The 22,754-nt window shown below is 36.6% G+C and carries 22 protein-coding genes and 1 other annotated feature; of the genes, 11 read left to right on the top strand and 11 right to left on the bottom strand.

Translation table 11 applies throughout. The features are described 5' to 3' along the window. Window positions 1–7 precede the first annotated feature (7 nt). Complete coding sequence (locus tag MHB42_RS01820; RefSeq protein ID WP_340804052.1) at window positions 8–1,321, top strand: short-chain fatty acid transporter; 1,314 nt, start codon at window positions 8–10, stop codon at window positions 1,319–1,321. Window positions 1,322–1,381: 60 nt separating this feature from the next. Here MHB42_RS01820 and MHB42_RS01815 read toward each other — a convergent pair whose 3' ends face one another. Continuing rightward, window positions 1,382–2,020, bottom strand: coding sequence for a LysE family translocator (locus tag MHB42_RS01815; protein WP_340804051.1), 639 nt, complete (start codon window positions 2,018–2,020; stop codon window positions 1,382–1,384). Between the two features lie 158 nt (window positions 2,021–2,178). Here MHB42_RS01815 and MHB42_RS01810 point away from each other — a divergent pair, with 158 nt between their 5' ends. Further along, window positions 2,179–2,601, top strand: a complete 423-nt coding sequence (locus MHB42_RS01810) for an SRPBCC family protein (protein ID WP_340804050.1) — start codon at window positions 2,179–2,181, stop codon at window positions 2,599–2,601. Then, entirely contained in the window at window positions 2,601–2,921 is a 321-nt protein-coding gene (locus tag MHB42_RS01805; protein WP_340804049.1) for an ArsR/SmtB family transcription factor, read from the top strand. Before MHB42_RS01810 ends, MHB42_RS01805 begins: the two co-directional genes overlap by 1 nt. A gap of 126 nt (window positions 2,922–3,047) precedes the next feature. Here the strand turns inward: MHB42_RS01805 and MHB42_RS01800 are convergent, their stop codons facing one another. The 3 genes from MHB42_RS01800 to MHB42_RS01790 all read right to left on the bottom strand — a co-directional run bounded on the left by MHB42_RS01800 (window position 3,048) and on the right by MHB42_RS01790 (window position 6,528). After that, window positions 3,048–3,827 carry a YqhG family protein gene (locus MHB42_RS01800; RefSeq protein WP_340804048.1) on the bottom strand — a complete coding sequence of 260 codons (780 nt, stop codon included), beginning with the start codon at window positions 3,825–3,827 and terminating at the stop codon, window positions 3,048–3,050. Between the two features lie 17 nt (window positions 3,828–3,844). Then, window positions 3,845–5,359 (bottom strand): DEAD/DEAH box helicase, encoded by a 1,515-nt coding sequence (locus tag MHB42_RS01795; RefSeq protein ID WP_340804047.1) that lies wholly within the window; start codon window positions 5,357–5,359, stop codon window positions 3,845–3,847. 119 nt (window positions 5,360–5,478) lie between these two features. Next, a complete protein-coding gene (locus MHB42_RS01790; RefSeq protein ID WP_340804046.1) occupies window positions 5,479–6,528 on the bottom strand; it encodes an NAD(P)/FAD-dependent oxidoreductase in 1,050 nt (349 codons plus the stop codon). Window positions 6,529–6,753: 225 nt separating this feature from the next. Between MHB42_RS01790 and MHB42_RS01785 the strand changes: the two genes are divergently transcribed. From MHB42_RS01785 to MHB42_RS01775, 3 genes are all read left to right on the top strand, one after another. Further along, entirely contained in the window at window positions 6,754–7,710 is a 957-nt protein-coding gene (locus tag MHB42_RS01785) for a LytTR family transcriptional regulator DNA-binding domain-containing protein (RefSeq protein ID WP_340804045.1), read from the top strand. 146 nt (window positions 7,711–7,856) lie between these two features. Beyond that, entirely contained in the window at window positions 7,857–8,705 is an 849-nt protein-coding gene (locus tag MHB42_RS01780) for an ABC transporter ATP-binding protein (protein ID WP_340804043.1), read from the top strand. Further along, window positions 8,702–9,409, top strand: coding sequence for an ABC transporter permease (locus MHB42_RS01775; protein ID WP_340804042.1), 708 nt, complete (start codon window positions 8,702–8,704; stop codon window positions 9,407–9,409). Before MHB42_RS01780 ends, MHB42_RS01775 begins: the two co-directional genes overlap by 4 nt. On the opposite strand, the gene ldmS is transcribed toward MHB42_RS01775, so the two are convergent. Continuing rightward, window positions 9,406–10,572, bottom strand: a complete 1,167-nt coding sequence (gene ldmS / locus MHB42_RS01770; RefSeq protein WP_340804041.1) for an L-aspartate--L-methionine ligase LdmS — start codon at window positions 10,570–10,572, stop codon at window positions 9,406–9,408. The genes MHB42_RS01775 and ldmS overlap by 4 nt on opposite strands. Before the next feature lie 107 nt (window positions 10,573–10,679). After that, window positions 10,680–11,270: a GNAT family N-acetyltransferase gene (locus MHB42_RS01765; protein WP_340804039.1), complete on the bottom strand. Its 591-nt coding sequence runs from the start codon at window positions 11,268–11,270 to the stop codon at window positions 10,680–10,682. A 97-nt stretch (window positions 11,271–11,367) separates the two neighbouring features. On the opposite strand from MHB42_RS01765, the gene pdxR reads away from it, so the two are divergent. The 3 genes from pdxR to MHB42_RS01750 all read left to right on the top strand — a co-directional run bounded on the left by pdxR (window position 11,368) and on the right by MHB42_RS01750 (window position 14,513). Further along, window positions 11,368–12,729 (top strand): MocR-like pyridoxine biosynthesis transcription factor PdxR, encoded by a 1,362-nt coding sequence (gene pdxR, locus MHB42_RS01760; protein ID WP_340804038.1) that lies wholly within the window; start codon window positions 11,368–11,370, stop codon window positions 12,727–12,729. A gap of 36 nt (window positions 12,730–12,765) precedes the next feature. Then, window positions 12,766–13,620, top strand: a complete 855-nt coding sequence (ant(6), locus tag MHB42_RS01755) for an aminoglycoside 6-adenylyltransferase (RefSeq protein WP_340804037.1) — start codon at window positions 12,766–12,768, stop codon at window positions 13,618–13,620. Window positions 13,621–13,706: 86 nt separating this feature from the next. Next, window positions 13,707–14,513, top strand: a complete 807-nt coding sequence (locus MHB42_RS01750; RefSeq protein ID WP_340804036.1) for an EcsC family protein — start codon at window positions 13,707–13,709, stop codon at window positions 14,511–14,513. Window positions 14,514–14,562: 49 nt separating this feature from the next. Here MHB42_RS01750 and MHB42_RS01745 read toward each other — a convergent pair whose 3' ends face one another. Further along, entirely contained in the window at window positions 14,563–15,525 is a 963-nt protein-coding gene (locus tag MHB42_RS01745; protein ID WP_340804035.1) for a quinone oxidoreductase family protein, read from the bottom strand. A 145-nt stretch (window positions 15,526–15,670) separates the two neighbouring features. Here MHB42_RS01745 and MHB42_RS01740 point away from each other — a divergent pair, with 145 nt between their 5' ends. Then, window positions 15,671–16,213, top strand: coding sequence for a hypothetical protein (locus MHB42_RS01740; protein WP_340804034.1), 543 nt, complete (start codon window positions 15,671–15,673; stop codon window positions 16,211–16,213). 41 nt (window positions 16,214–16,254) lie between these two features. Beyond that, window positions 16,255–16,517 (top strand) — a binding site (T-box leader). A gap of 55 nt (window positions 16,518–16,572) precedes the next feature. Further along, the gene (locus MHB42_RS01735) at window positions 16,573–17,796 is read left to right on the top strand and encodes an MFS transporter (protein WP_445299968.1); all 1,224 of its coding nucleotides are present in this window, start codon (window positions 16,573–16,575) and stop codon (window positions 17,794–17,796) included. 37 nt (window positions 17,797–17,833) lie between these two features. Here the strand turns inward: MHB42_RS01735 and MHB42_RS01730 are convergent, their stop codons facing one another. The 4 genes from MHB42_RS01730 to MHB42_RS01715 all read right to left on the bottom strand — a co-directional run bounded on the left by MHB42_RS01730 (window position 17,834) and on the right by MHB42_RS01715 (window position 22,629). Next, on the bottom strand, window positions 17,834–18,787 hold the full coding sequence (locus tag MHB42_RS01730) for a methyl-accepting chemotaxis protein (protein ID WP_340804032.1): 954 nt from the start codon (window positions 18,785–18,787) through the stop codon (window positions 17,834–17,836). Between the two features lie 136 nt (window positions 18,788–18,923). Continuing rightward, window positions 18,924–20,108 carry an NAD(P)/FAD-dependent oxidoreductase gene (locus MHB42_RS01725; protein WP_340804031.1) on the bottom strand — a complete coding sequence of 395 codons (1,185 nt, stop codon included), beginning with the start codon at window positions 20,106–20,108 and terminating at the stop codon, window positions 18,924–18,926. Window positions 20,109–20,153: 45 nt separating this feature from the next. Further along, window positions 20,154–20,582 carry a DUF1641 domain-containing protein gene (locus MHB42_RS01720; RefSeq protein WP_340804029.1) on the bottom strand — a complete coding sequence of 143 codons (429 nt, stop codon included), beginning with the start codon at window positions 20,580–20,582 and terminating at the stop codon, window positions 20,154–20,156. 532 nt (window positions 20,583–21,114) lie between these two features. Further along, complete coding sequence (locus tag MHB42_RS01715) at window positions 21,115–22,629, bottom strand: DHA2 family efflux MFS transporter permease subunit (protein ID WP_340804028.1); 1,515 nt, start codon at window positions 22,627–22,629, stop codon at window positions 21,115–21,117. Between the last annotated feature and the right edge of the window lie 125 nt (window positions 22,630–22,754).

The following is a 22,754-nucleotide window of genomic DNA, read 5'->3' as shown; positions in this document are numbered from 1 at the left end:
TTGCAAAATGAAAACTTTAACAAAAATTTCAAATGCTATAATGGAAAAATATTTACCTGACCCATATATATTTGTCACTATACTCACAGTATTAGTGCTACTATTAGGGGTCACTTTAACGGATTCCTCTCCTCTTGATATGGTGACATATTGGGGAGATGGCTTTTGGGGATTACTATCATTTACAATGCAAATGGTTATTGTTTTAGCTGCAGGTCATATTTTAGCGAATAGCCCTGTCTTTAAAAAAGCACTATCAAGTGTTGCAAGTAAAATCAAAACACCGAGCATGGCAATTATTATTGTAACATTTGTTTCACTGTTAGCATGCTGGATTAACTGGGGATTTGGACTTGTAATTGGTGCCTTATTTGCAAAGGAAATTGCTCGTTATGTTAAGAAAGTAGATTATCGCCTATTAATAGCAAGCGCTTACTCAGGTTTTGTCATTTGGCATGGGGGACTTGCTGGCTCTGTTCCACTATCAATTGCAACAGAGGGACATCCATTTGCAGATATTATGGGAGTTGTTCCTACAAGTGTAACGCTTTTTTCAACATATAACTTATTTATCGTCATTGTTATTGTCTTAACCTTACCTTTCTTTAATCGTTGGATGATGCCAAAGGAAAAAGATGTGGTGGAGGTTGATCCTGCCCTACTAGTTGAAGATAAAACAGAACTGCCAAAGCCTGAAAATAATTTTGCTAGCCGTTCTGAGCGCAGCTATATTTTAACAATTTTAATTGGTTTAATCGGGCTTGCCTATTTATTCCATCATTTTATAACAAAGGGCTTTATGCTTGATTTAAATGTTGTGAATACCATTTTCATTATATTAGGAATTATTTTCCACGGCACACCACAGCGTTTCCTTGCAGCTGCACAGGATGCTATTAAAACAACAACAGGTATTGTTTTCCAATTTCCGTTTTATGCAGGAATTATGGGGATGATGACCGCTTCTGGCTTAGCGGCTGTATTTTCAGAGTGGTTTGTAAATATTTCAAATGGACATACTTTTTACTTGTTTACCTTCTATGCAGCAGGTCTTGTCAATTTCTTTGTACCTTCTGGTGGCGGGCAATGGGCAGTGCAAGCACCTATTATGCTAGATGCTGCTACATCGCTTGGAGCAGATTATGCAAAAACAGCGATGGCAATTGCATGGGGTGACGCGTGGACAAATATGATTCAGCCATTCTGGGCATTGCCGGCTCTTGCAATTGCTGGCTTAAAAGCAAAGGATATTATGGGCTTCTGTTTATTTATTTTAATTTTTACAGGAATTATTATTAGCATTGGTTTCCTATTCTTCTAGTAGACCTTCACGAAAGTACAGTACGCTGTATTTTCGTGAAGTTTTTTATTGTGTCACCTTTTAATGAGCCTTTTCAAATGCTAGCTTAATGCCGAAGCCAATTAGTACAGCCCCGGTCAGCCCTTCAATAACAGCCTTTGTCGTTGGCTTTTTCATAAAGGCACTAATTTTATCTAAAAGATAGACATAGAACACAAACCATAGTGCTGTTAAAGCGATATATATTAGCCCCATTATCAGAAATGGCAGAAAAGTATCGCTCTTGCCATCTACAAACTGAGGAAGAAATGTTAGAAAAAATACAGCAACCTTTGGGTTTGTTACATTTGTGAGAAACCCTTGCTTAAAGCAAGATTGCTGTGCATATTTATGGTCTATATTCGCCTCATCATGTACAGCAGGTGACTGTGTACGAATTGTTCGCAGTGCCCACAATGTTTTTATCCCTAAATAACATAAATAAATAGCACCAACATATTTTAAAACGGCAAATATATAGGCCGATTTCACAATAATCGCAGAAAGTCCAATAACAGCCGCACATGTATGAATCAGTAAGCCACAGCAGCAGCCAATTATCGTCTGCAAACCGCCCTTTTTATTTACAGTCAATGTGTTTTTAGTAGCAATGGCTGTATCAGGACCAGGTAAAATAATCAACAAAATGCACATAACTAAGAAAACAGATAGATTGGTCAAGGCATTCCCCTCTTTCTATCAGAAAATTATAAAAAATATTGTAGCATACACAATCACTAACAAAAAGAGGATAATTGATTTTCATTGACATATAACCATAAGGTGTTATATATTTGTAACACCTTATGGTTATATTTTAAAATAAAGGAGTTATCAATATGATTGAACAATTGCAAGATATTGTTAAAACAATTACGCTCAATGCCCCTATCGAAAAAGTATGGGAAACGGTGACGACAGCCGACCAGATTGCTACTTGGTTTATGCCTAATGATTTTCAACCTATTGAAGGCCATGAATTTACAATACAATCACCCTTTGGACCATCACCTTGTAAAGTAGAGCGTGTAGATGCACCCCATTTTCTACGCTTTGCTTGGGACCAAAATGGCTGGTTTGTGACGTTTGAGCTGCAAGAAGTAGGCCAGCAAACAGAATTTACATTAACACATGGCGGTTGGAAGGAATCTTCTCATACTATTCCTAAAGCTAATTTAACAGCTGAGGCTGTACGCAAAAATATGGATGGTGGCTGGACAATGATTATCCATCAAAAATTAAAAGAGGCTGTGGAAGCTTAATGACACAAGCAGCAGTTCAATACGATGTTTTTCAAGCAATTGCTGACCCAACAAGACGCAATGTTTTACAGCTTCTTGCCAAAAGCGATAGACCTATCTCTAACATTGCCGAGCATTTTGCTATCAGCCGAACAGCCGTTGTTAAGCATTTAAAAATATTGGAGCAGGCTCAGCTCGTTTCCGCCCAAAAAAAGGGCCGCGAAAAAATCTATACATTGCACACAGAGCGTTTAAAGGAAGTTGAAAATTGGCTCCAATACTTTGATTTATTTTGGGACAATAAGTTGGCACAGCTTCAAAACCTCGTGGAGAATCATTAAATATAGAAGAAGTTTCTCCCCTACCTGCGGATGTGCCTTTTGCATTCGCGGGTATTTCTCTCGCATTCGCGAGTATTCACTTCGGCTCCGCGGGTATTCGCTCTAGCTTTGCGAGTATCCCTTTGCTTAAAATAGATAAAATAATCCTCCATTAATAATTTCTATCTTAATTCTGGATGCGTATTGCTCCTCTAATGCCTTTTTTTCAACTTCATAGCATTCAGGCTTCTCTTCTACATCCTCATAGAAATAATCGAGCACACGTTGATCTCGCTGCCAGCGTTTTTGTGCTTCAACTGCCCATGAATGATCGTCCTGTTCAATAATTGAATCGATCGCCTCCTTTAATCTTTCAAGCGCTCGAATAGGCTTAATAATATACTGGACATGAAAAGCATTATCTGCTGGTGCTGTATCAAACTCTGATGCACAAATACTTTCATGAAAATTCTCTTTGATAACACCCGTCAATAAATTAATACCATAGGAATAAAGCATCTCCTTTGTACGATCACAGCAGTAGGAAACTTTAAAATTAACACCTAGCCAAGGCGTTAAAATGACCTGCCCCATATCACCATCAACCTTTTCAAACAATTGCACATAAGCACCTAGCTCTCTTGTTGCTTGAAATAAGCGATTTAAACGTGGCGATCCATAATGAATAGCTTCTCCAAATAGATTGCCAGCCATAGCTGTTTGATTGGTAATAAAGGTAACTTGTGCTGGATTTGGCTCACTATTTGTCGCCTCGATATATTGCCAATAAAACGGTCTATTCATAATTCTTTTATCAATATCTACTGTTAATTGCACAGTTAAATAGTGATCCTCTTCTCCTAAAATCGTACAGTTATTTTCCATAAAAAATTCCTTTAAATAATGCTGGACCTGTTGCGGATACATAGCTTGTTCTCCTCACCTTATACAGATTCTTTAAAGTTTGTTAAAATAGCATCTAAATCGCCAACGACCTTCTCGAATACATCAATTTTTGTATGAAGTAATTCCAAGATTTTTTCTTCAATTGTATTTTCAATAGCAAGATTATAGATATGGACGTCATGCTCCTGCCCTAAACGATGGACACGACCAATGCGTTGCTCCAGCTTCATTGGATTCCATGGTAAATCATAGTTGATCACATGATGACAAAATTGCAGGTTTATCCCTTCACCGCCTGCCTCTGTTGCAATCAACACCTGTGCCCTTTCTTTAAAAAGATGCTTCATATAATCTCGTTTACTTTTATTAAATTTACCGTTAAATAATACACTTGTTATGCCTCTAGCATGTAAATACCATTGCAAATAAATTTGAGTGGCACGATATTCTGTAAAAATAATAACCTTATCCTTCACCTGCTCAATAATTTCAAGTGTCTTTTCTGCCTTTGCATTGACCTCTAAAGCCATTAATTTTGTTAAAATTGCTTCAATGTCCTGTGGTTGTGCATAGTCTTCCAGCATATTTGTTAATGTAAGAGCTGTCGCTTCCTTACTGCTACACATTTCCTTTTGTAATGTAATTAATGCAAAGGAGCCTGTGCCTGTTAGTGTGCCAAGCATATCGTAAACCTCTTGCTCTTCCTTCGTAAATGTAATCGGCACAATTTGCACACAGCGGTTTGTCCATTCAATACCTGTATCTTCTCGCAGGTTTCTAACCATTACTTGATTGACCAGCTCCTTTAAATAATCATTATGCTCTAAATGATGCTTGCTGGCTGAAAAGGCGGATTGGAATGTATCATAATTTCCTAAATGACCAGGCTTTAATAAGGAAATTAAATAATATAATTCAAAAACATCATTTTGAATTGGTGTAGCTGTAAGTAATAAGCAAAACTTTTTCTTTAAGCCTTGTACAAATTCATAAATTTGCGTTTTATTATTTTTTAATTTATGTGCCTCATCAATAATAATCATGTCATAATCCTGCTCATAAATACGTTCTTTATGTGGGCTCTTTTTGGCAGTATCCATGCTCATAATTAAGACATCATAGCGCTCAATTGGACAATTTTTTTTATAAGCAACGGCTGGTATATGAAATTTAGTATTTAGCTCTTCAATCCATTGATTAATAAGAGAGGCAGGGGCTAAAATTAAGGCTCTTTTAACAAGCCCTCGAATAAGGTATTCCTTTAAAATTAAGCCCGCTTCAATCGTTTTCCCTAGACCTACTTCATCTGCTAAAATAGCCTTGCCATTCATGCGCTCAATAACCGTTTCAGCAGCTTCTAGCTGGTGCTTTAGCGGCTTTAAATTAGGCAAATAGTTGGTTGCCTGTAATCCTGTAAAATCAGGAATCAATTTCATTTTTACTGTATCATAGCTCATCTTATATAATGTCCAGCTCTGCCATTGTTCAAGATGATTTAATCGATTAATAAAGCCTTCTTCCCAGTCAGATGACCTTTCGATTATCATAATCATCACCTCATATTATTATTTCTAGCTTAGGTTATCCAAAAAAGAGAAAGCTATGTTCTTTCTATATAAAAAAACACCGAATGAACATTATTTTTTCATTCGGTGTTTTTCAATATGATCATTTATTTTAAGCTTTCTTGTAGTAGCTTGCGATTACGTTGTTTGAAAATATCGTTATGCGAGGATACAATACCGCCCTCAGAGGCATCCGGTTGAATATACTTTTTCGCACTATTTACAGCATGAAGTGCATCATGGAAGGCTGCGGCGATTAAATGAATTTTTCCATCATGATGTAAAATATCTCCTGCAGCAAAAAGACCGGGAATAGAAGATTCACTATTAATGGAGCCTGCAATAAAATAGTCATTTTGACGCTCAATGGCTAACGGGCTATTGTCTAACAGCTCCTTATCACGTACATAACCATGACTAATAACTACTTCATCAATAGGAATTTCTGTGACAGTACCCGTTTTATGATTTGTTAAAGCAACAGCCTTAATCATGCCTGCTTGATCATCTGCAATTAATTTTGTAATTTCAGAGTTATAATGACACTCAATTGTACTATTTATTAGCTCTGTAATTTGAGCTTCATGGGCAGATAACTGATCTTTACGATATGTTAAATAGACCTTTGAGGCTACTTCCATTAGCTCTAGTGCCCAATCAACAGCTGTATTACCACCACCCGAAATAATAACAGCTTTATCCTTAAATTTTTCATAGGATTTGATTGTGTAGTTTAAATTGGATACTTCAAAGCGCTCGGCACCTTCAATTTCAATTTTTTGTGGATTTAAAATACCACCACCAATAGCAACAATAACTGTTTTTGAATAATGAATATTTCCCGATTCAGCCGTGATTATAAAAATACCCTCTTCGTTTTTAGCAATGGACAGCACTTTCTCATCTGTATAAATAGCAGGATTAAATGTTAATGCCTGCTCTACTAATTGCTGAATTAATTGCCCTCCTGAAATAGGTGTAACACCGCCAACATCCCAAATCATTTTCTCTGGATACACATGAATTTTCCCACCAAGCTGTGACTGTGATTCAATAAGCTTTGTTTTCATTTCACGTAAACCACAATAAAAGCTTGAATATAACCCCGCTGGCCCTCCCCCAATTATCGTTACATCATATAATTCTTGTTCTAACAATGCTGAACACGCCCTTCGTTTGATTTATAGTTATTTCAACAGCAGCTCTTGCATTACTGTACTTATTGATTCCTTCTATTTTCATTATACGATAATGATAATCATTATCAACTATTTTTATGAACAATATAGCTATATTTTGAAGATATTTAATAAGTTTAATGCTTTTTGATACACTATTAGAAAAAGATGCGAGCAAGAAAACTACAGGGGGAACATTATAAAATGGCAGAAAACATTAAAATTCTAGTCGATCCTTATATCGAAGGAGGCAATGTTATTTATTCTAGCTTCCATCTTTCCTTACAAATTGGCGCGATTATTGGTATCTATACAGATGTTTCAAAAATACATACATTAATGCACTGGTTTCTAAAACGACAAGATACCTTTACCTCTTTTCGTGAAAGTGCCTTATATGAACGTCTTACTGTATACGAATATATCCAGTTTTTTGTAAAGCTTTTTCATTATAAAAATGATGAAATAGAAAATTTATTAAAGCTTTTTAACCTTACCAAGCAAAAAAATAATCGTATTCATAAGCTTACTTATAGTGAAAAGCAACGATTAAAGCTATTAAATACCTATCTTAATCAAGCACCTATTCAAGTTTTAGAGGAACCATTCCAAAATATTGATGAATTTTCTAAGCAAAATATTTTGGAAATATTCGAGGTTATTCAAGCACAACAAAAAAGCATCCTTTTATTATCAAATAATTTAGAGGACTTAATGATGTCATGTAGTGAAATTTATCGATTAGATACAACAGGTTTACATATTTTAGATGTGAAAGAAGAGGACTCTGAACAAGCACCTCAACCTCCTGAGCATATACCTATTCGCTTTGATAAAATCCCTACAAAGAAAAATGACAAAATTATTTTATTTAACCCACCTGAAATTGATTATATTGAAAGTGTTGAGGGAGTTGTTTTGGTGTATGTTGTTGGAGAGGCGTATCCATGTGCGTTATCTTTAAATGAGCTAGAGCAAAAATTGACAGCATTTGGCTTTTTTAGAAGCCATCGTTCCTATATTGTCAACCTACAAAAGGTTCGAGAAATTATTACTTGGACACGCAATAGCTATAGTTTGGCACTCAATAGTACTGACAAGACTGTTGTGCCATTGTCGAAAAATAAACTAGCCAATTTAAAGAAAATACTCGGAATTTAGTAGATTTCCCAGGAAATAATCGACTCCTGTTACCTTCATTATTGTTTCATTGAAGATCAATTTTCTGCCTTTCAACTGAAATTTACTGTAAGGCTCTTATTTGTTGTTTATAGTGTAGACATCCACAACAAACAGGAGGTTTACCTATGAACACAATAGTCAATGTACAGCATTTGAAAAAAACATTTCAGAAAGAAACAGCATTACAAGATGTTTCTTTCACCATTCAAAAAGGAGAAATATTTGGCTTTCTTGGACCCAGTGGCTCTGGTAAAACAACTACCATTAAAATATTAACTGCTCAAACTGATAAAACATCTGGAAATGTTTTACTGTTCGGGCAGCCAGCTAAAAATATGAAGCAACAGCAAAATCGTCAACGGTTTGGCATTTTATCGGATAATAGTGGTTTATATACAAGGCTTTCAATTGAGGAAAATTTGCAGCTTTATCATGAACTCTACCAGCTACCAGCAACTGCTGTAAAAGAGGCTTTAGATTTTGTAAACTTATATGCTGATCGTAAAAAGAAGGTCAGTCAGCTTTCAAAGGGAATGATTCAACGTGTTACACTTGCCCGTGCTATTATGCATAAGCCTGAATTATTATTTTTAGACGAGCCTACCTCTGCTCTCGACCCTGTGAATACGCAGCATATCTACAATGGCTTGCGCAAATTAAATGCTATGGGAACAACAATTTTTTTAACAACACATGATATGAGTGAAGCTGAAATACTGTGTGATCGTGTAGCTTTCCTGCATAATGGGAAAATTCAAGCAATTGGTGCACCAAAAGCTTTAAAGCAGGAGTTTGGTGATGACTCCATTACAGTAGAGCTTAAAAATGGTACACAGCAGATAATTCACAACGGTGCACAGGATGCAGAGAAGCTGTATCAATGGATGCAAGCGAACGAAATTTCTCGCATCTATACAAATGAGCCAACATTAGGTGATATTTTTATGCAAATAACAGGGAGTGATTTAGTATGAATCTTTCAATAACACGTATTCAGGCAATTTTTAAAAAGGATTATAAGGAATTTTCACGTAATTATGCTGTATCCCTAATGGTATTGCTGCCATTAATGCTAGCTTTTATCTACAATAAAACTGGTACTCATACAATGGATACTCTTTTTCTGCCAATAAATATGGCCTTCGCAGTCGTAACAGCCTATGTACAATGCTGCCTGATTGCTGAGGAAAAGGAGAAAAATACACTTCGTGGTTTAATGCTCTCCCCTGCTTCACTTGGTGATATTTTAATTGGCAAAAGCTTATTTACATTTATTTTAACAATTATTGTTATAGCCTTAACAGCCTTTCTGGTAGGCTATGAGCCAGCTAATCTGCTGCTTATCGCTCTTGCATTCGTCCTTTCAACAGTGTTTTATATTGCATTAGGTACTATGTGCGGCTTATTCGCTAAATCGACAATGGAGGCATCCATTATTGTTTTGCCTGTTATTATTATTTTCTCCATAGGACCACTTGCTATGCTACTTTCTTCTACTTATCCGATTCTAAAGATAGCAGAGTGGCTACCTAGCTCGCAATTATTACTACTAGCAGAAGCATTAGAAGGTCAATATTCCATGTTAGACGTCATCATTCCTATCATAACAATTATCGTTTGGTCACTGGTTACTTGGTTTATAACAGCAATTATCTATAAAAAAAGAATGGTCGATTAATGACCATTCTTTTTTAGTAATTGCTTTTCAAGCTGCTCAATCTCCTCTAATGTATCTGCATACCAAATCCCAACAAACCTAGAAGCAACGGGTTGTTCGAAGTAGTCACCATCATAGAAGGATAATGGTAATAAGATTCCCTGCTCCACCAATGCTTTAATGGTTCGATAAAAGGCGCTATTCTCCTCTGGTCTTTGTGCTGCATATGTCGCAAATTTATTGATAGGCTTGCCTAAAGCATCATGGAACATCAGCATTGAGGTAGAGCCATTTTGACGGAAATTCAAATCTATTGCCTGAACATCGCCAGCCTCTGTAACAATTAAATCAAAGCCTGCTACTCCCACAAAGCCTTCTGCAACGCCACGCTCCATAATATGGTGTCCCGCTTCAATTACTTTTTCAGGCACTTTTTCTACCATAATATTTCCTTCATAAATACCGTTATCATCAGTAATTTGCTGTGAAGCGCCTAAGTATTGAACACCTAGCTCCTTCGAATAAATAAATTGACAGCTATAATTATCCTTTGTCTGTAAAAGCTCCTCAATAATAATACTTTCTGTACCAGCCATTCGAAATTGCCGTAAACCTTCAGTCAGCTCTTCTTTATTATGACAAATAATTACTCCATAGCCTCCTGATGTTGGAGAGTCATCCCCTGGCTTCAAAACAACAGGCGGCTGCCAATTTTTAATGGCGTCTGACAGTCTATATGTTTCCACATTGACACGACTTGGTACAAATTTGCTATCAATTAAATGATCAATATATGCTTTTGTATTTAATTCATTAAACTTCTCTGCATCCATCCAATAGCATTGGCGCTCCATATGCTCTGGATCATGTATATACTGACAAACAATGGTCTTGCCCTCTGCACACCAAGCTTGAAGCTGTGCTGTATATTCTTCCTCTGTATCATAGCTATAAGACTGCTCAATCCATGGCAGCCCTGCTAATTGATGAAGCTCCTGTGCTTTTGCAGTTTGTGTGGCTCTATGCACCAATACAGGTATATCAGCAATCGCTACTTCCCTTGCGGTTAAAGCATCCAGTTTATGCTGATTGTCCATCATCCATGGATTATCACTATATGGTGTTCTAGGCGTGTAAACAGCATTATCACCATAAATTTGTCTTAATGTAAACTTTGGTTTCAAGTAGATTACCCTCTTTCAAGTTTTAGATACTCTACCCTACATGCTATTTTTTGACACTTTTCAAGCCGAAAAAAAGCCTTAAGTATTAATAAAATTCCATTTTAATCCTATTCATTGATATATTGCTGGAAGGCCTTTTGTAAATGCTGCTTTATCTGTGGCCATTCTTCCTTTGTTACACTATACATCACTGTATGCCGAGTGGTGCCATCCTTGCGTACCATATGATTGCGTAAAACGCCTTCTTTTATAGCACCAATACGTTCAATCGCCTGTTGCGAACGTCTATTATTATGGTCTGTTTTAATTTGCACTCGTTGTAAATGAAGCTGTTCAAAACAATATTGCAATAATAAATATTTACAGTTTGTATTTATCGCTGTACGCCAATAAGCAGGTGTTAGCCATGTATAGCCGATTTCAAGGCGCTGATGCTTCTTATCTATATCCATAAATCGAGTAGACCCTACAATGTCACCTGATTGTTTATCCACAATGACGAACGGAAATTCCTTTTGTTGTTGTTTTGCTATTAATGCATTTTCCACGAAGTTATCCACATCTTCCCTTTTTTCAATTGCTATGGGCATATAAGACCAAATTTCTGGATAACTCCCTGCCGTTAATAACCCTTCGCTATCGTTTAATTCCAAAGGCTTTAATTTAACAATATCATTTTCTAATGTAATAAATTCCATAATTCCTCACTCCTTCTTTATCTATTACACGATAAAATTGATATGATACATATAACCAATTTCAAAAAAACAAACCATACCAGAGGAGGTTTTCATTGTGGAATTACCTATTGTATTTACTGGCAAATCACCAAAATATATAGAAATCTATCAAGCAATCAAGCAGACAATTTTAAAGAAAAGGCTGCTTGCTCATGAACAATTACCTTCTAAACGGACACTTGCTCAAACGCTAAATGTGAGTGTACATACGATTAAGGAAGCCTATGAACAACTACTTGCTGAAGGTTATATTTACAGTAAGGAACGCGCTGGCTATTTTATCGCTCCCTTTGAGGTTGATTGGCTACAGCAAAAGCAACAGCCCCCCTCTATATCCGTGATGCCCACCGTGAATCATATTCAATTTGATTTTAATAATGGGCATGTGGATAACGAGGCTTTTCCTTATGCTATTTGGTATAAGCTAATAAAAAGGCATTTTACTGTGGATAATTTAACAATAAGCCCTTGGCAGGGAGAGGATGCTTTACGGACAGCCATCGCTCGGTATGTAGAACGCTCTCGTGGCGTTACTTGTGATGCTTCACAAGTCTTTATTTATAGCGGCACACAAAGTCAGCTTCAAGCCCTTTGTCACTTCTTTGGTCCAAAAACATGTGTTGGATTAGAGGAGCCTGGCTTTAAACGAGTACGTGCGGTTTTACAGCAATGTGGTCTGTCCACTAAGGCTATTTCTGTGGATGATGCAGGTATCACTATTCCGTCCGAAAATATCCACCTACTATACACAACACCAGCCCATCAATTTCCTTTAGGTATGATTATGACCATAGAAAGACGAGCGGCATTATTACACTGGGCTAGCTTAAACCAAGCATATATTATAGAGGATGACTATGATGCTGAATTTCGTTATAAGGGACTCCCTATTCCCTCTTTAGCTAAAATGGATCAGCTTCAGCACGTGATTTATTTTGGAACATTTTCAAAAACATTGCTACCAGCTTTACGAATTAGCTATATGATTCTACCAACATCACTCGTAGCGCCATTTACAGCCTTTTATCATGAACAAAAATCGGTCGTTTCAAGGGTTGATCAGCTTGTCTTAGCAGATTTTATGGAGCAGGGCTTGTTTGATAAGCATTTAGCTAAAATGCGGACAATTTATCGTAAAAAGCAGCAAGCATTACTAACAGCTATTTCAAGTTATTTTTCAGCGGAATTTCAAGTAATTGGGGAAAAATCAGGGCTGCATATTGTGATAAAGCTTCCTGATAGATTGTTAGAAACGAAGGCTATCGAGCTTGCCAAAGAAGCTGGAATTCGTGTCTATCCATGCGCTACCTCCTATCAGCATAAAACGGAGGAGGCAATGGTTATTATCGGCTATGGTGGGCTAACACTTCAGCAAATTAATGATGGCATTGCTCGTCTTGCATCTGTTTGGCAATAGCCTCTGTCATATCAAAATGTAAAGGGAGGAATTGAAATGAGGAAAGAAAATGAACTAATTACACTTTTCGATACTATTATTATGGACGATGATCGAATTAGACTAGCTGTTCTTGAAGGTTCAAGAACTAATACAAATATTCCAAAAGATAACTTTCAAGATTATGATATTTCATTCTTTGTCACAAATATAGAGCCCTATAAGAAAAGTGACCATTGGCTAAATGTATTTGGGGACATAATATTTATGCAAAAACCAGAAGATATGGAGCTATACCCATCAGAGTTAGGGAATTGGTTCAGCTATATTATGTATTTTAGCGATGGTATAAAAATAGATTTGACATTGATTCCTGTAAATGAAGTAGATCAATATTTCTCTGATTCAGATGGTTTAGTAGAAGTATTGATGGATAAAGATAAACGAATAAAAGAAAAAATTATTCCAAGTGATAAGAAATATTGGATTAAAAAGCCATCCGAGCGAGAGTTTGATGATTGTTGCAATGAGTTTTGGAACGTATCAGCTTATGTAGCAAAAGGCTTACTTAGAAAAGAGCTACTTTTTGCATTGGACCATTTCAACCAAATTCTTCGACCTGAGCTTTTACGGATGATGTCATGGGATATTGGAATAAGACAAGGATGTCATTTTAGTGTAGGTAAGAACTATAAATTTATTGGTAAATATCTTCCCGAAAAAGAGTTAGAGAAACTGGTTCAAACCTTTTCCCTAGCTGGTTATACAGATGCTTGGGATTCCTTTAATCTATGCTGTGAAATGTTTAGATTTTATTCTAAAAAAGTCGCATCCTTACTAGATTATACTTACCCTGATTATGATGAGAAAATGACGAATATTATCCAAAAATATTTATATGAATCTCCGTGAAGATGTTAGCTTATATCATCAATGAAACTTTCCTGCTATTTTTTCGTATGTACAGTTAAATGAACAAATAAGGGGATTTGATAACCATGGAGAATCGTGAGCTATTACAACAGCATTTACAAGAAATCAATGCATGGGAAAATGATCAAAAGGGTTTATGGTTTTGGGAGAAGCTAGGAAGAATACCGTTTAAAATACTCGATAAAATGACACCTGCCTTTATTCAAAATAAAATTGCCCTATTAGTCGATGAATTAGGCAGTTATATTCAGTCAGGTGGAAAATATTTAATTAGTGAACAAGCCATGCTACAAAGGATTCGCAAGCATTCCTCAACAGAGCATCTTTTAACCATTTCTGATGTTGGACAAATACCGTTAGAGGATATGATAGCGCTTAGTGAGCAATTACAAAGTGAGCGTGTGAAATTTGCGACAGTTCAAGGAGCTTCTACTGGCTTTGGTGGTATTTTTACATTAGCCATTGATATCCCTATGATTCTAGGCACAGCATTAAAAACATTGCAGGAAATTGCGATGATCCATGGCTATGATCCTAACGATAAAATGGAACGGATTTTTATTGTCAAATGCCTCCAGTTTACCTCTGCTGATATTGTTGGAAAAGAGGCGATTTTACAGGAGCTTTCAACGATGAATAGCTACGAAAAGACATCAGAAAATATGATTTCTCAGCTTCAAGGCTGGCAGGAGGTCTTTTATACGTATCGCGATCAGCTAGGCTGGAAAAAGCTGTTTCAAATGATTCCAATCGCTGGCATGATTTTTGGTGCTTATGCTAATAAAGGCATGATTCAGGATATTGCTGAAACAGGCATTATGCTCTACCGCAAAAGGCGTATTGTTGAAAGGTTAACTGAATTAGAAAATTAATAAAGAACGATGATGCTCTCATAAGTATGGAGCATCATCTTTCCTTAATTTATATTTTTATTAGTATTTTACCTTGATGCTGACGACTTTCCATGAATTCATGAGCCTGTCGCATTTCCTCTAGGGTAAAAATTTTAGCAATTGGCACTTGAAAGCCTTCTTCTTTTACAATAGCAAAAATAGCCTGCGCCACTTGCTGTAGCATTTCAGGTCTTTTCGCTCTTGTTGTACCCAAGCTGAAGCCTTTCATATTGCGACAGCTGCTATGTAAATCCGATGTTTTAATCGTTCCTGCCCTACCCCCGCTATTGCCAAATTGGACAAGTGTGCCATATGGTGCTAAACAATGTAAGCTTTCCTCTGTAATTACGCCTGCAATCGAATCAAAAACAATATCAACACCATTTGTATAATTATTAATAGATGCACTGAAGCTATCATAAGTAAATACTTGATGCGCCCCAAGCTCGTAAGCAATGGCTGCTTTGTCTAAATGACTTACTGTGCCTATGATTTGCCTTGCCCCAAGTCTTTTTGCCATTTGAATTAGCATTGTCCCGACTCCGCCAGAGGCAGCATGAATTAATACACTATCCTGCTCAGTAATGGCTGCTACTTGATGTGTTAAGATATACGACAAAAATAGCACAGTCGGTACAGCGGCTACTTTTTCTATAGGAACATCTTGTGGAATTTTAAATACTAGCTGTTCCTTTGCTACAACATACTCTGCATATGCTCCATTTTTCGGAAAGGCAATTACTTGATCACCCTTTTGAAAAGGACTATTTATATCGAATACGTCCTCTACAATACCTGCGACATCTAAACCAAGAATCATTGGAAAATTTGCCTTGGCTTTATTGCCTGTACGATTTTTAATATCAGCAAAATTTACGCTTGTAAAGGTTGTACGTATCAATACCTCGCCTTTTGCAATCGTAGGCTTTGGACATTCACAATATGTTAAAACATCCGCTGATCCAAATTCATTGATCATGATAGCTTTCATAAAGTTCGCCTCCTTATTATAGTAAAATTATAAACCAATAGATAGAACAAATGGAGTAATTTACATAAAAATCAAACCTCAGCAAAACATTTACAACGGCATTTCCTATGATTTTTTTGACAAGAATAGTAATAAAATCTGCTTTATGTTCTCTGGTACAGGCTATAGCTATAATAAGCCTATCCTTTATTATGCAAAATCCCTAATGCCTGAGCTTGGCTATGATGTTATACAGATCAACTACACGTTTGAACAGCAACAGTTTGAGCAGGAACCACTAGCTATTTCCAATATGGTATACAACAGCGTTAATACTATTGTAGAATATTGCTTGCAAACAAAGTCCTATACAAATGCAGTGTATCTAGGAAAATCATTAGGCACTATGCCGATTATAGATTTTTATATGCAGCAGCCTTCTGTGATTCCTGCTTACTATGTGCTATTCACACCAATGTTATCGCTGGAGCATACGATGGAAAACTTATGCAATAAGCAAGCATTTATAGCTATTGGTACAGCAGACCCCCACTACTCACAAGAAAAGCTAGCACAGCTTACGAATCATCATCTAGTCATATTAGAAGGAGCAGATTATTCTCTTGAAATTACAGATAATACAATGTTATCTCTACAACTTTGCCAATCTGCTTTCACACAATTACAAACACTCCTTCGAAAATATTAAATGCACTCTTTACCAAGTTTCCATACATATGCTACACTAGCAAAAATACAATGAAGAGAAGAGTACATAAGGCTGTTCCTCCCAGAGAGCTCAGGGTGCTGCAAATGAGCAGGAACGAATTATCGAAACAAGTCTCGGAGTAGCGCATTGGATTTCGGTTGAATGATGGTGTGACGGGAACTCCCGTTATAGAGTTACAGTATAAGCATGGAAGTTATGCCGTACTGAAAAGGCTATTATGGTAACATAATAGTGAACTAGGGTGGCACCACGTGACGATAAATTCCACAATCTCGTCCCTAAGACTATAGGTCTTGGAGGTGAGATTTTTTATTTTGCCAAAATAAAAGGAGGAATTTATGATGAAGAAAGCATGGCGCTATCCTGTTATTTTATTATGTAGTATTGGTATTTCTAGTGTTGGTGAATGGGTTTATTTTATTGCTTTAAACCTTATTGTGCTAAACCTTACACAATCCGCTCTTGCTGTATCTGGCTTATATATTGTGAGAGCTACTTCTTCTCTATTAACAAATTTTTGGGCAGGCAGCTTGATAGATCGTTTCAACAAAAAATATCTCATGATTCTTCTCAATATTTTTCAAGCTTTATTAATTGTGCTACTGCCCCTCTTTTCTAGCTTAGGATGGATTTATAGCTTAGTCTTTTCGATTACGGCCGCAAGTGCTATGTATCAGCCAACATCTACAGCCTATATCACAAAATTAATACCGGCTGCACAACGAAAACGCTTTAACTCACTGCGTAGCTTATTGGATTCGGGCGCATTTCTTACAGGACCGGCTATTGCGGGCTTACTTTTTACGCTTGGCACACCCCATATAGCCATCTACCTAAATGCAGTAGCTTTATTGTTATCCGCCTGCTTTACTATAAAAATGCCGAATATAGAAGTACACGAGCAATTTATTCGGCATACAACGAAAAAATTATTTTATCAATTATGGCTTGATGATTGGAAAATGGTGATACGCTTTAGTGTTAGTAACCCGTATGTCATGATAATCTGTTTGCTATTTAATATGATGATTGTCTTTATGACAGCAACCGATTCTTTAGAGGCTGCTTTTGCTACTCAGATACTTGCTTTGTCTGAGGGGGAATATGGGGTTTTAGTTAGTATCGCAGGAGTTGGTGTCCTTATTGGCTCTGTTATCAATTCTGCTGTTGTTGAAAGAATTTCTACTGCTTGGCTTATTGGCATGGGGTCTGTTTTAACAGCTTTGGGCTATGTTATTTTTACCGCATCCTGGACATTCACTATCGCAACTTTTGGTTGCTTTCTTTTAGCATTTGCAACTGCCTTTGCGAATACAGGCTTTTATACATTTTATCAAAATAATATTCCACCTGAAAGCATGGGACGTATCGGCAGCATGTATAGCTTTTTTGAAGCATTTTTTAGTATTATCTTAACAATACTGTTTGGCATTGTTGCTGAATGGATAACCATTCGTCTTGTTATCGTTAGTGCCTCTTGGGTTATGTTAGTGGTGGCTGTTATTTTATTATGCTGCAATATACAGCCTGCAAAGAGGCACTTTTATCAAAATTCTTTTTAAAGCTTTAGCCAGATTGTGGCATACAATCTGGTGTTTTTTACTGCTCTGTTGGAAAATGCTTTACTTGCTCTACTGCCTCTAATAATTTTTTCGTTACAATTTCGGATTCATCAATATGGCTTGTTAACACACGGTTTGTTTCATCAAATAAGGCAGTCGTTGTCTTAAATTTATGCATCACATCTTCATTTGATAATTTTTGATCTTTAATATAGTCTAATAGCTCATTAATGCCTGTTTGCACATTCGTCATAATTTGCAATAAATTATCAATTTGAGTGGACGTTTTAGCACTTTTTTCAATTCCCTCAGATACTAGCTGCATATTATTTTTATTATCCTCATAGGCTAGTCCAATTTGTTCTTCAATTTTCTTTGTTAAATTAGCAATATCCTCTGTACTTGTTTTTGTACTTTCCGCTAATTTTCGAACTTCCTCAGCCACAACGGAAAAACCTTTACCATGCTCTCCTGCTCTTGCCGCCTCAATGGATGCATTTAAAGCTAGTAAATTCGTTTGATTTGAAATTTCACCAATAACGTTTACAATTTCTGCAATTTGTTTGGAGCGTTCGCTTAAATTGCTCATGCTTAACGACGTTTTTTGCGATTGCTCCCCTAATGCATCAATCAATTGCTCCACCTCATGAACAGCCTGTTTACTTTCCACTGATAATGTCATCATTTGATTAGAGGAAGAAATTAATGAGTTGCCCTTATCCAGCGCGCTTTCTGAAATTCTATTGGATTGAATTGTGCTATTTTCTACTTTATTAAATTCTCCTACGATTTCGCCAACCATTTTACCTAAAACAGCATGCTGATCATTGACCTTATTATGCTGTTCAATCGTTTCAATGATTTCTTTATGTAGCTCGTTTAAAAATATTTGAAATTCATGGTCCTTTTTATCCAGCTTTGCATTTAATTCATCAATTTTTGTTTTAAATTGCTCAACGTCCTCTTTTTTAGATTGAAATACTGTGAACATAGCCCTATCACCTCAAGTAAAATTTTCCTGTCTAATTAATTTTACTTATTTTCTTACTATTAATCAATGATGCCTATTTTAGATGACCGAAAAAATCCCCTTAAACGCAAAATTGCATTTAAGAGGATTTACTATTTTAGTATGCTAAGCCAAATAAAGCTTTAATATGTGTTAAGTAACGAATATTCGATGCTTCTTTCATTAATGTAGCAGGAAGACCTTTTAGCTCTGTGTTGCTAGCGCCAATTGTAGCTACAGCATCTTTACGACCTAGACTTGCAAGTGTACCAGAGTTTACTGCTGAGAATTGCTTCATATCTTGGTTTTTGTATTGTGCAAATACATTGTAGCCTGCACATTCACCCATTTGCCATGCAACTTGTGCTGTTGGCGCATATAATGGACGTCCGCCGTCAGCTGGTAATGCTACAGATGCGTCACCAATAACAAATACATCCTCATGTGATGTAGATTGTAGGAATTCATTAATTGTTGCCTTACCGCGGTCAACAGCAAGACCTGATTCACCTACGATTGGCAGTGGTGCTACCCCACCTGTCCAAACAAGTGTATTTGCTACAATTGGTTCACGGTCTTTTAGGGAAATCACATTACCCTCAACACCTGTAACAGGCGTACCTGTAATAAATTCTACACCGCGTTTTGTTAAGCTTTCAGTAGCACGCTGGATAAGAGTATCTGGAAGAACTGGCAAGATTTTCGGACCAGCTTCAACAAGTTTAATTTTAAGATCAGCAAAATTAACACCATGTTTTGCAGCGATTTTCGGGAAGTTGTCCACGATTTCACCAACAAGCTCAACACCTGTTAAACCGCCACCACCGATAACGATTGTTGCATCTGCTTCATTTTTAGATTGTGCATATGCTTTAATGCGATCTTCGATATGTTTGTTAATTTTATTTGCATCATCAACTGATTTAAGAACCATTGAGTTTTCTTCTAAGCCAGGGATACCGAAGAATCCTGTTTGGCTACCTAAAGATACAACAAGTGTATCGTATGTTAATGTATAGCCATTATCTAAATCAACTTTTTTTGTATCTACATTGAAGTTTGTTACTTTTGCAATGTGTAAATCAATATCTAAACCTTTAAAGATTTTTTTTAGCGGCAATGCAACAGCACCTTCTGCAATTGTACCACCAGCTAAACGGTGAAGCTCAGTGATAATTTGGTGTGTTGGAAATTGGTTAACGACAGTAATTTTAGCTTCATCAGCTGATAGGTATTTACGTGCTGTTAGTGCAGTTAACACACCAGCGTAACCAGCACCTAGGATGACGATTTCTTTTGACATGATTAATTGATCCTCCGTCCTTACGAATTGAATTTACCTTTAGTCTTATTTACCTTTACGTTCTGCGTTTACTTGTAAGAAAGCATTAACAAAACGGAAAATATTTTGAACTTGCGGGTCCTTTAACATTTTCATAAGACCGAATAAACCAATTACTTCCTGGCTTTCAGATGCACGGTCTTTCGCTTCAATCGCAGTTGCTGCAAGGTTTTTGGCAGAACCTACTACAGGTCCAGCAATTTCTGATACTGCTCCAACAGTATCATTTTTAAGCACTTCGTCTGTTGCAACAGCTTGAGCAAACTCATATGATTTTGTTACTAATGTCATCATTTCAGTTAGCTTTGGTAATTGCTCAACTAATGTTGTAAGTGACTCCTGAACTTCAGGCTTTAATAATTGATCTAGTACATCTAATTGCTCTTTACTCACAGTTACTTGCTCAGCCTGTGTTTGGTTATTCGTTTCTGACATTTTGAACTCTCCTTTGCCATCACTAGTACTATTTTTTATTACTTACATGTAAAAAAGACCATTAAGGTAAAACTTAACAGTCGTTACAGCGTATATCTTACACATTCACCAGTCACAAGGGCTGGATAGCAATCGTATGACTTGTTATTAGCGTGTTTAACTTTATCGTGCAAAAAGCGCATCATAATACCATCCTTATCTTGTCTTGGTGACATTACAACCTTCATTATAAGACTGTTTGCCCATTATTTCAATGCGCTAATACACAAATTCGACAATATTTTCAAGCTCCTTTGTTTTGGTCAACGATTTGCTATTAAACTATCATAAATTTGACTTATTATGCAGCATCAAAGCTTGAACATTATGCTTGTTGATAAACCTTTATTTTACAGAGCATACTGTTCCCACATATAGATAAGATTGCCCTATATTAGAGCGCTATTAAAGTTAATCAATTGTACCGTCATTGGAACTTTACTTAAAAAACCCCCTAGAGATAACTAATTTATCTTAAGGGAGTTTCTACATATTATTTAGTTGGCTTTTTTAAATCCATAGTATTTGCTGCACTTTCAACTTTTACACGTTTTAAGAAGAATGCCAGCACTATGGCAACCGCTGTTAAAGCTGTCGCGATTAAGAAGGAATGTGTAATACCATCTAATAAAGCCGTTTGCATAATTTGGTCTTGCATTTGCTGCATCTGCTCTGGCGTAGGCGCAGCCCCTGATTGTGCTGCATTTGCTTTTGCCTCTGCCACTAATTCCTCTGCTTTCACCTTTGTACGATTATTCATAAATGTTACTAATATTGCACTACCAATAGCGCCTGACACTTGCTGCAATGTATTGTTAATCGCTGTACCGTGCGGATTCATAATTTGTGGTAGTTGATTTAAGCCATTTGTCATAATTGGCATCATAATCATCGACATACCAAACATACGAATTGTGTACATTGATACAATATATGTGTAGCTTGAATCAATCTCCAATTTTGTTAAACCGAATGTCGCGGCTGTTGTGATTACCAAACCAATAATTGCTAACACTCGTGGACCAAACTTATCAAATAATTTACCAGTGATTGGCGACATAATCCCCATTACAAGTGCCCCTGGCAGCATCATTAAACCAGCCTCAAACGGTTCAATACCACGAATAGATTGGACATAAGCTGGCGTTAAAATCATTCCTGAGAACATTGCCATCGAAATAATAACGGAAATCACAGATCCTAATGCAAACATTGGATATTTATAAATACGTAGCTCCAGTAGCGGTTCATCCATTTTCAACTGTTTAATAATGAAAATAATTAATGCGATAAAGCCAATTGTAATTGTGCCGTATACCCAAGGACTTGACCATCCTTTATCACCTGCTGTACTAAAGCCGTATAAAATACCACCGAATGCAACTGTTGATAACAGGACTGAAGGGAAATCTAAGTGTACTTCACGTGTTTCCATAACATTTCGTAGTTTCCAAACGCCAAATAATAAGCTAAGAATAGCAAATGGAATAATCATTTGGAAAAGCATACGCCAATCGTGATGTTCCACAATATAGCCTGATAATGTAGGACCAATTGCTGGCGCCATAATCATTACTAAACCAAAAATCCCCATTGCTGCCCCACGTTTTTCTTTCGGGAAGCTCGTTAGCATCACATTCATTAAAAGTGGTGACATACTAGAAGCACCTGCTGCTTGCACCATACGACCTGCTAGCAGCATACCAAAGTTCGGTGCGAAACCTGCCATAATTGTACCAATTGTAAAGATAGACATCGCTGTAATAAATAAATGTCTATTTTTAAAGCGTGTAACAAAGAATGCTGAAGCAGGAACCAAAATACCGCTAACAAGCATATAGCCTGTTGCAAGCCATTGTACCTTTGCATATGTGATACCAAAATCGTTCATAATTGTTGGTAATGCTACATTCAACAGTGTGTTATTTAGAAAAGCAACAAAAGCACCCACAAATAAAATGGCTATCATGCCATATGGGGGCTTTTTCATTATTTGCTCACTATCCATTTTTATCCCTCAATTCTTTCTTATGTTTTGCGATAAAATTTATTTTATACTCGCAGTCTATTTTTTTCAACAAATAAGTTTATAAATTTTATAAATGTTGATGTATAAGCGTTTATACTATAGAA

Source organism: Lysinibacillus sp. FSL K6-0232, from assembly GCF_038008325.1.
Taxonomy (GTDB): domain Bacteria; phylum Bacillota; class Bacilli; order Bacillales_A; family Planococcaceae; genus Lysinibacillus.
The sequence above is the reverse complement of the archived record's forward strand: the minus strand, read 5'-3'. Positions and strand labels throughout refer to the sequence as shown.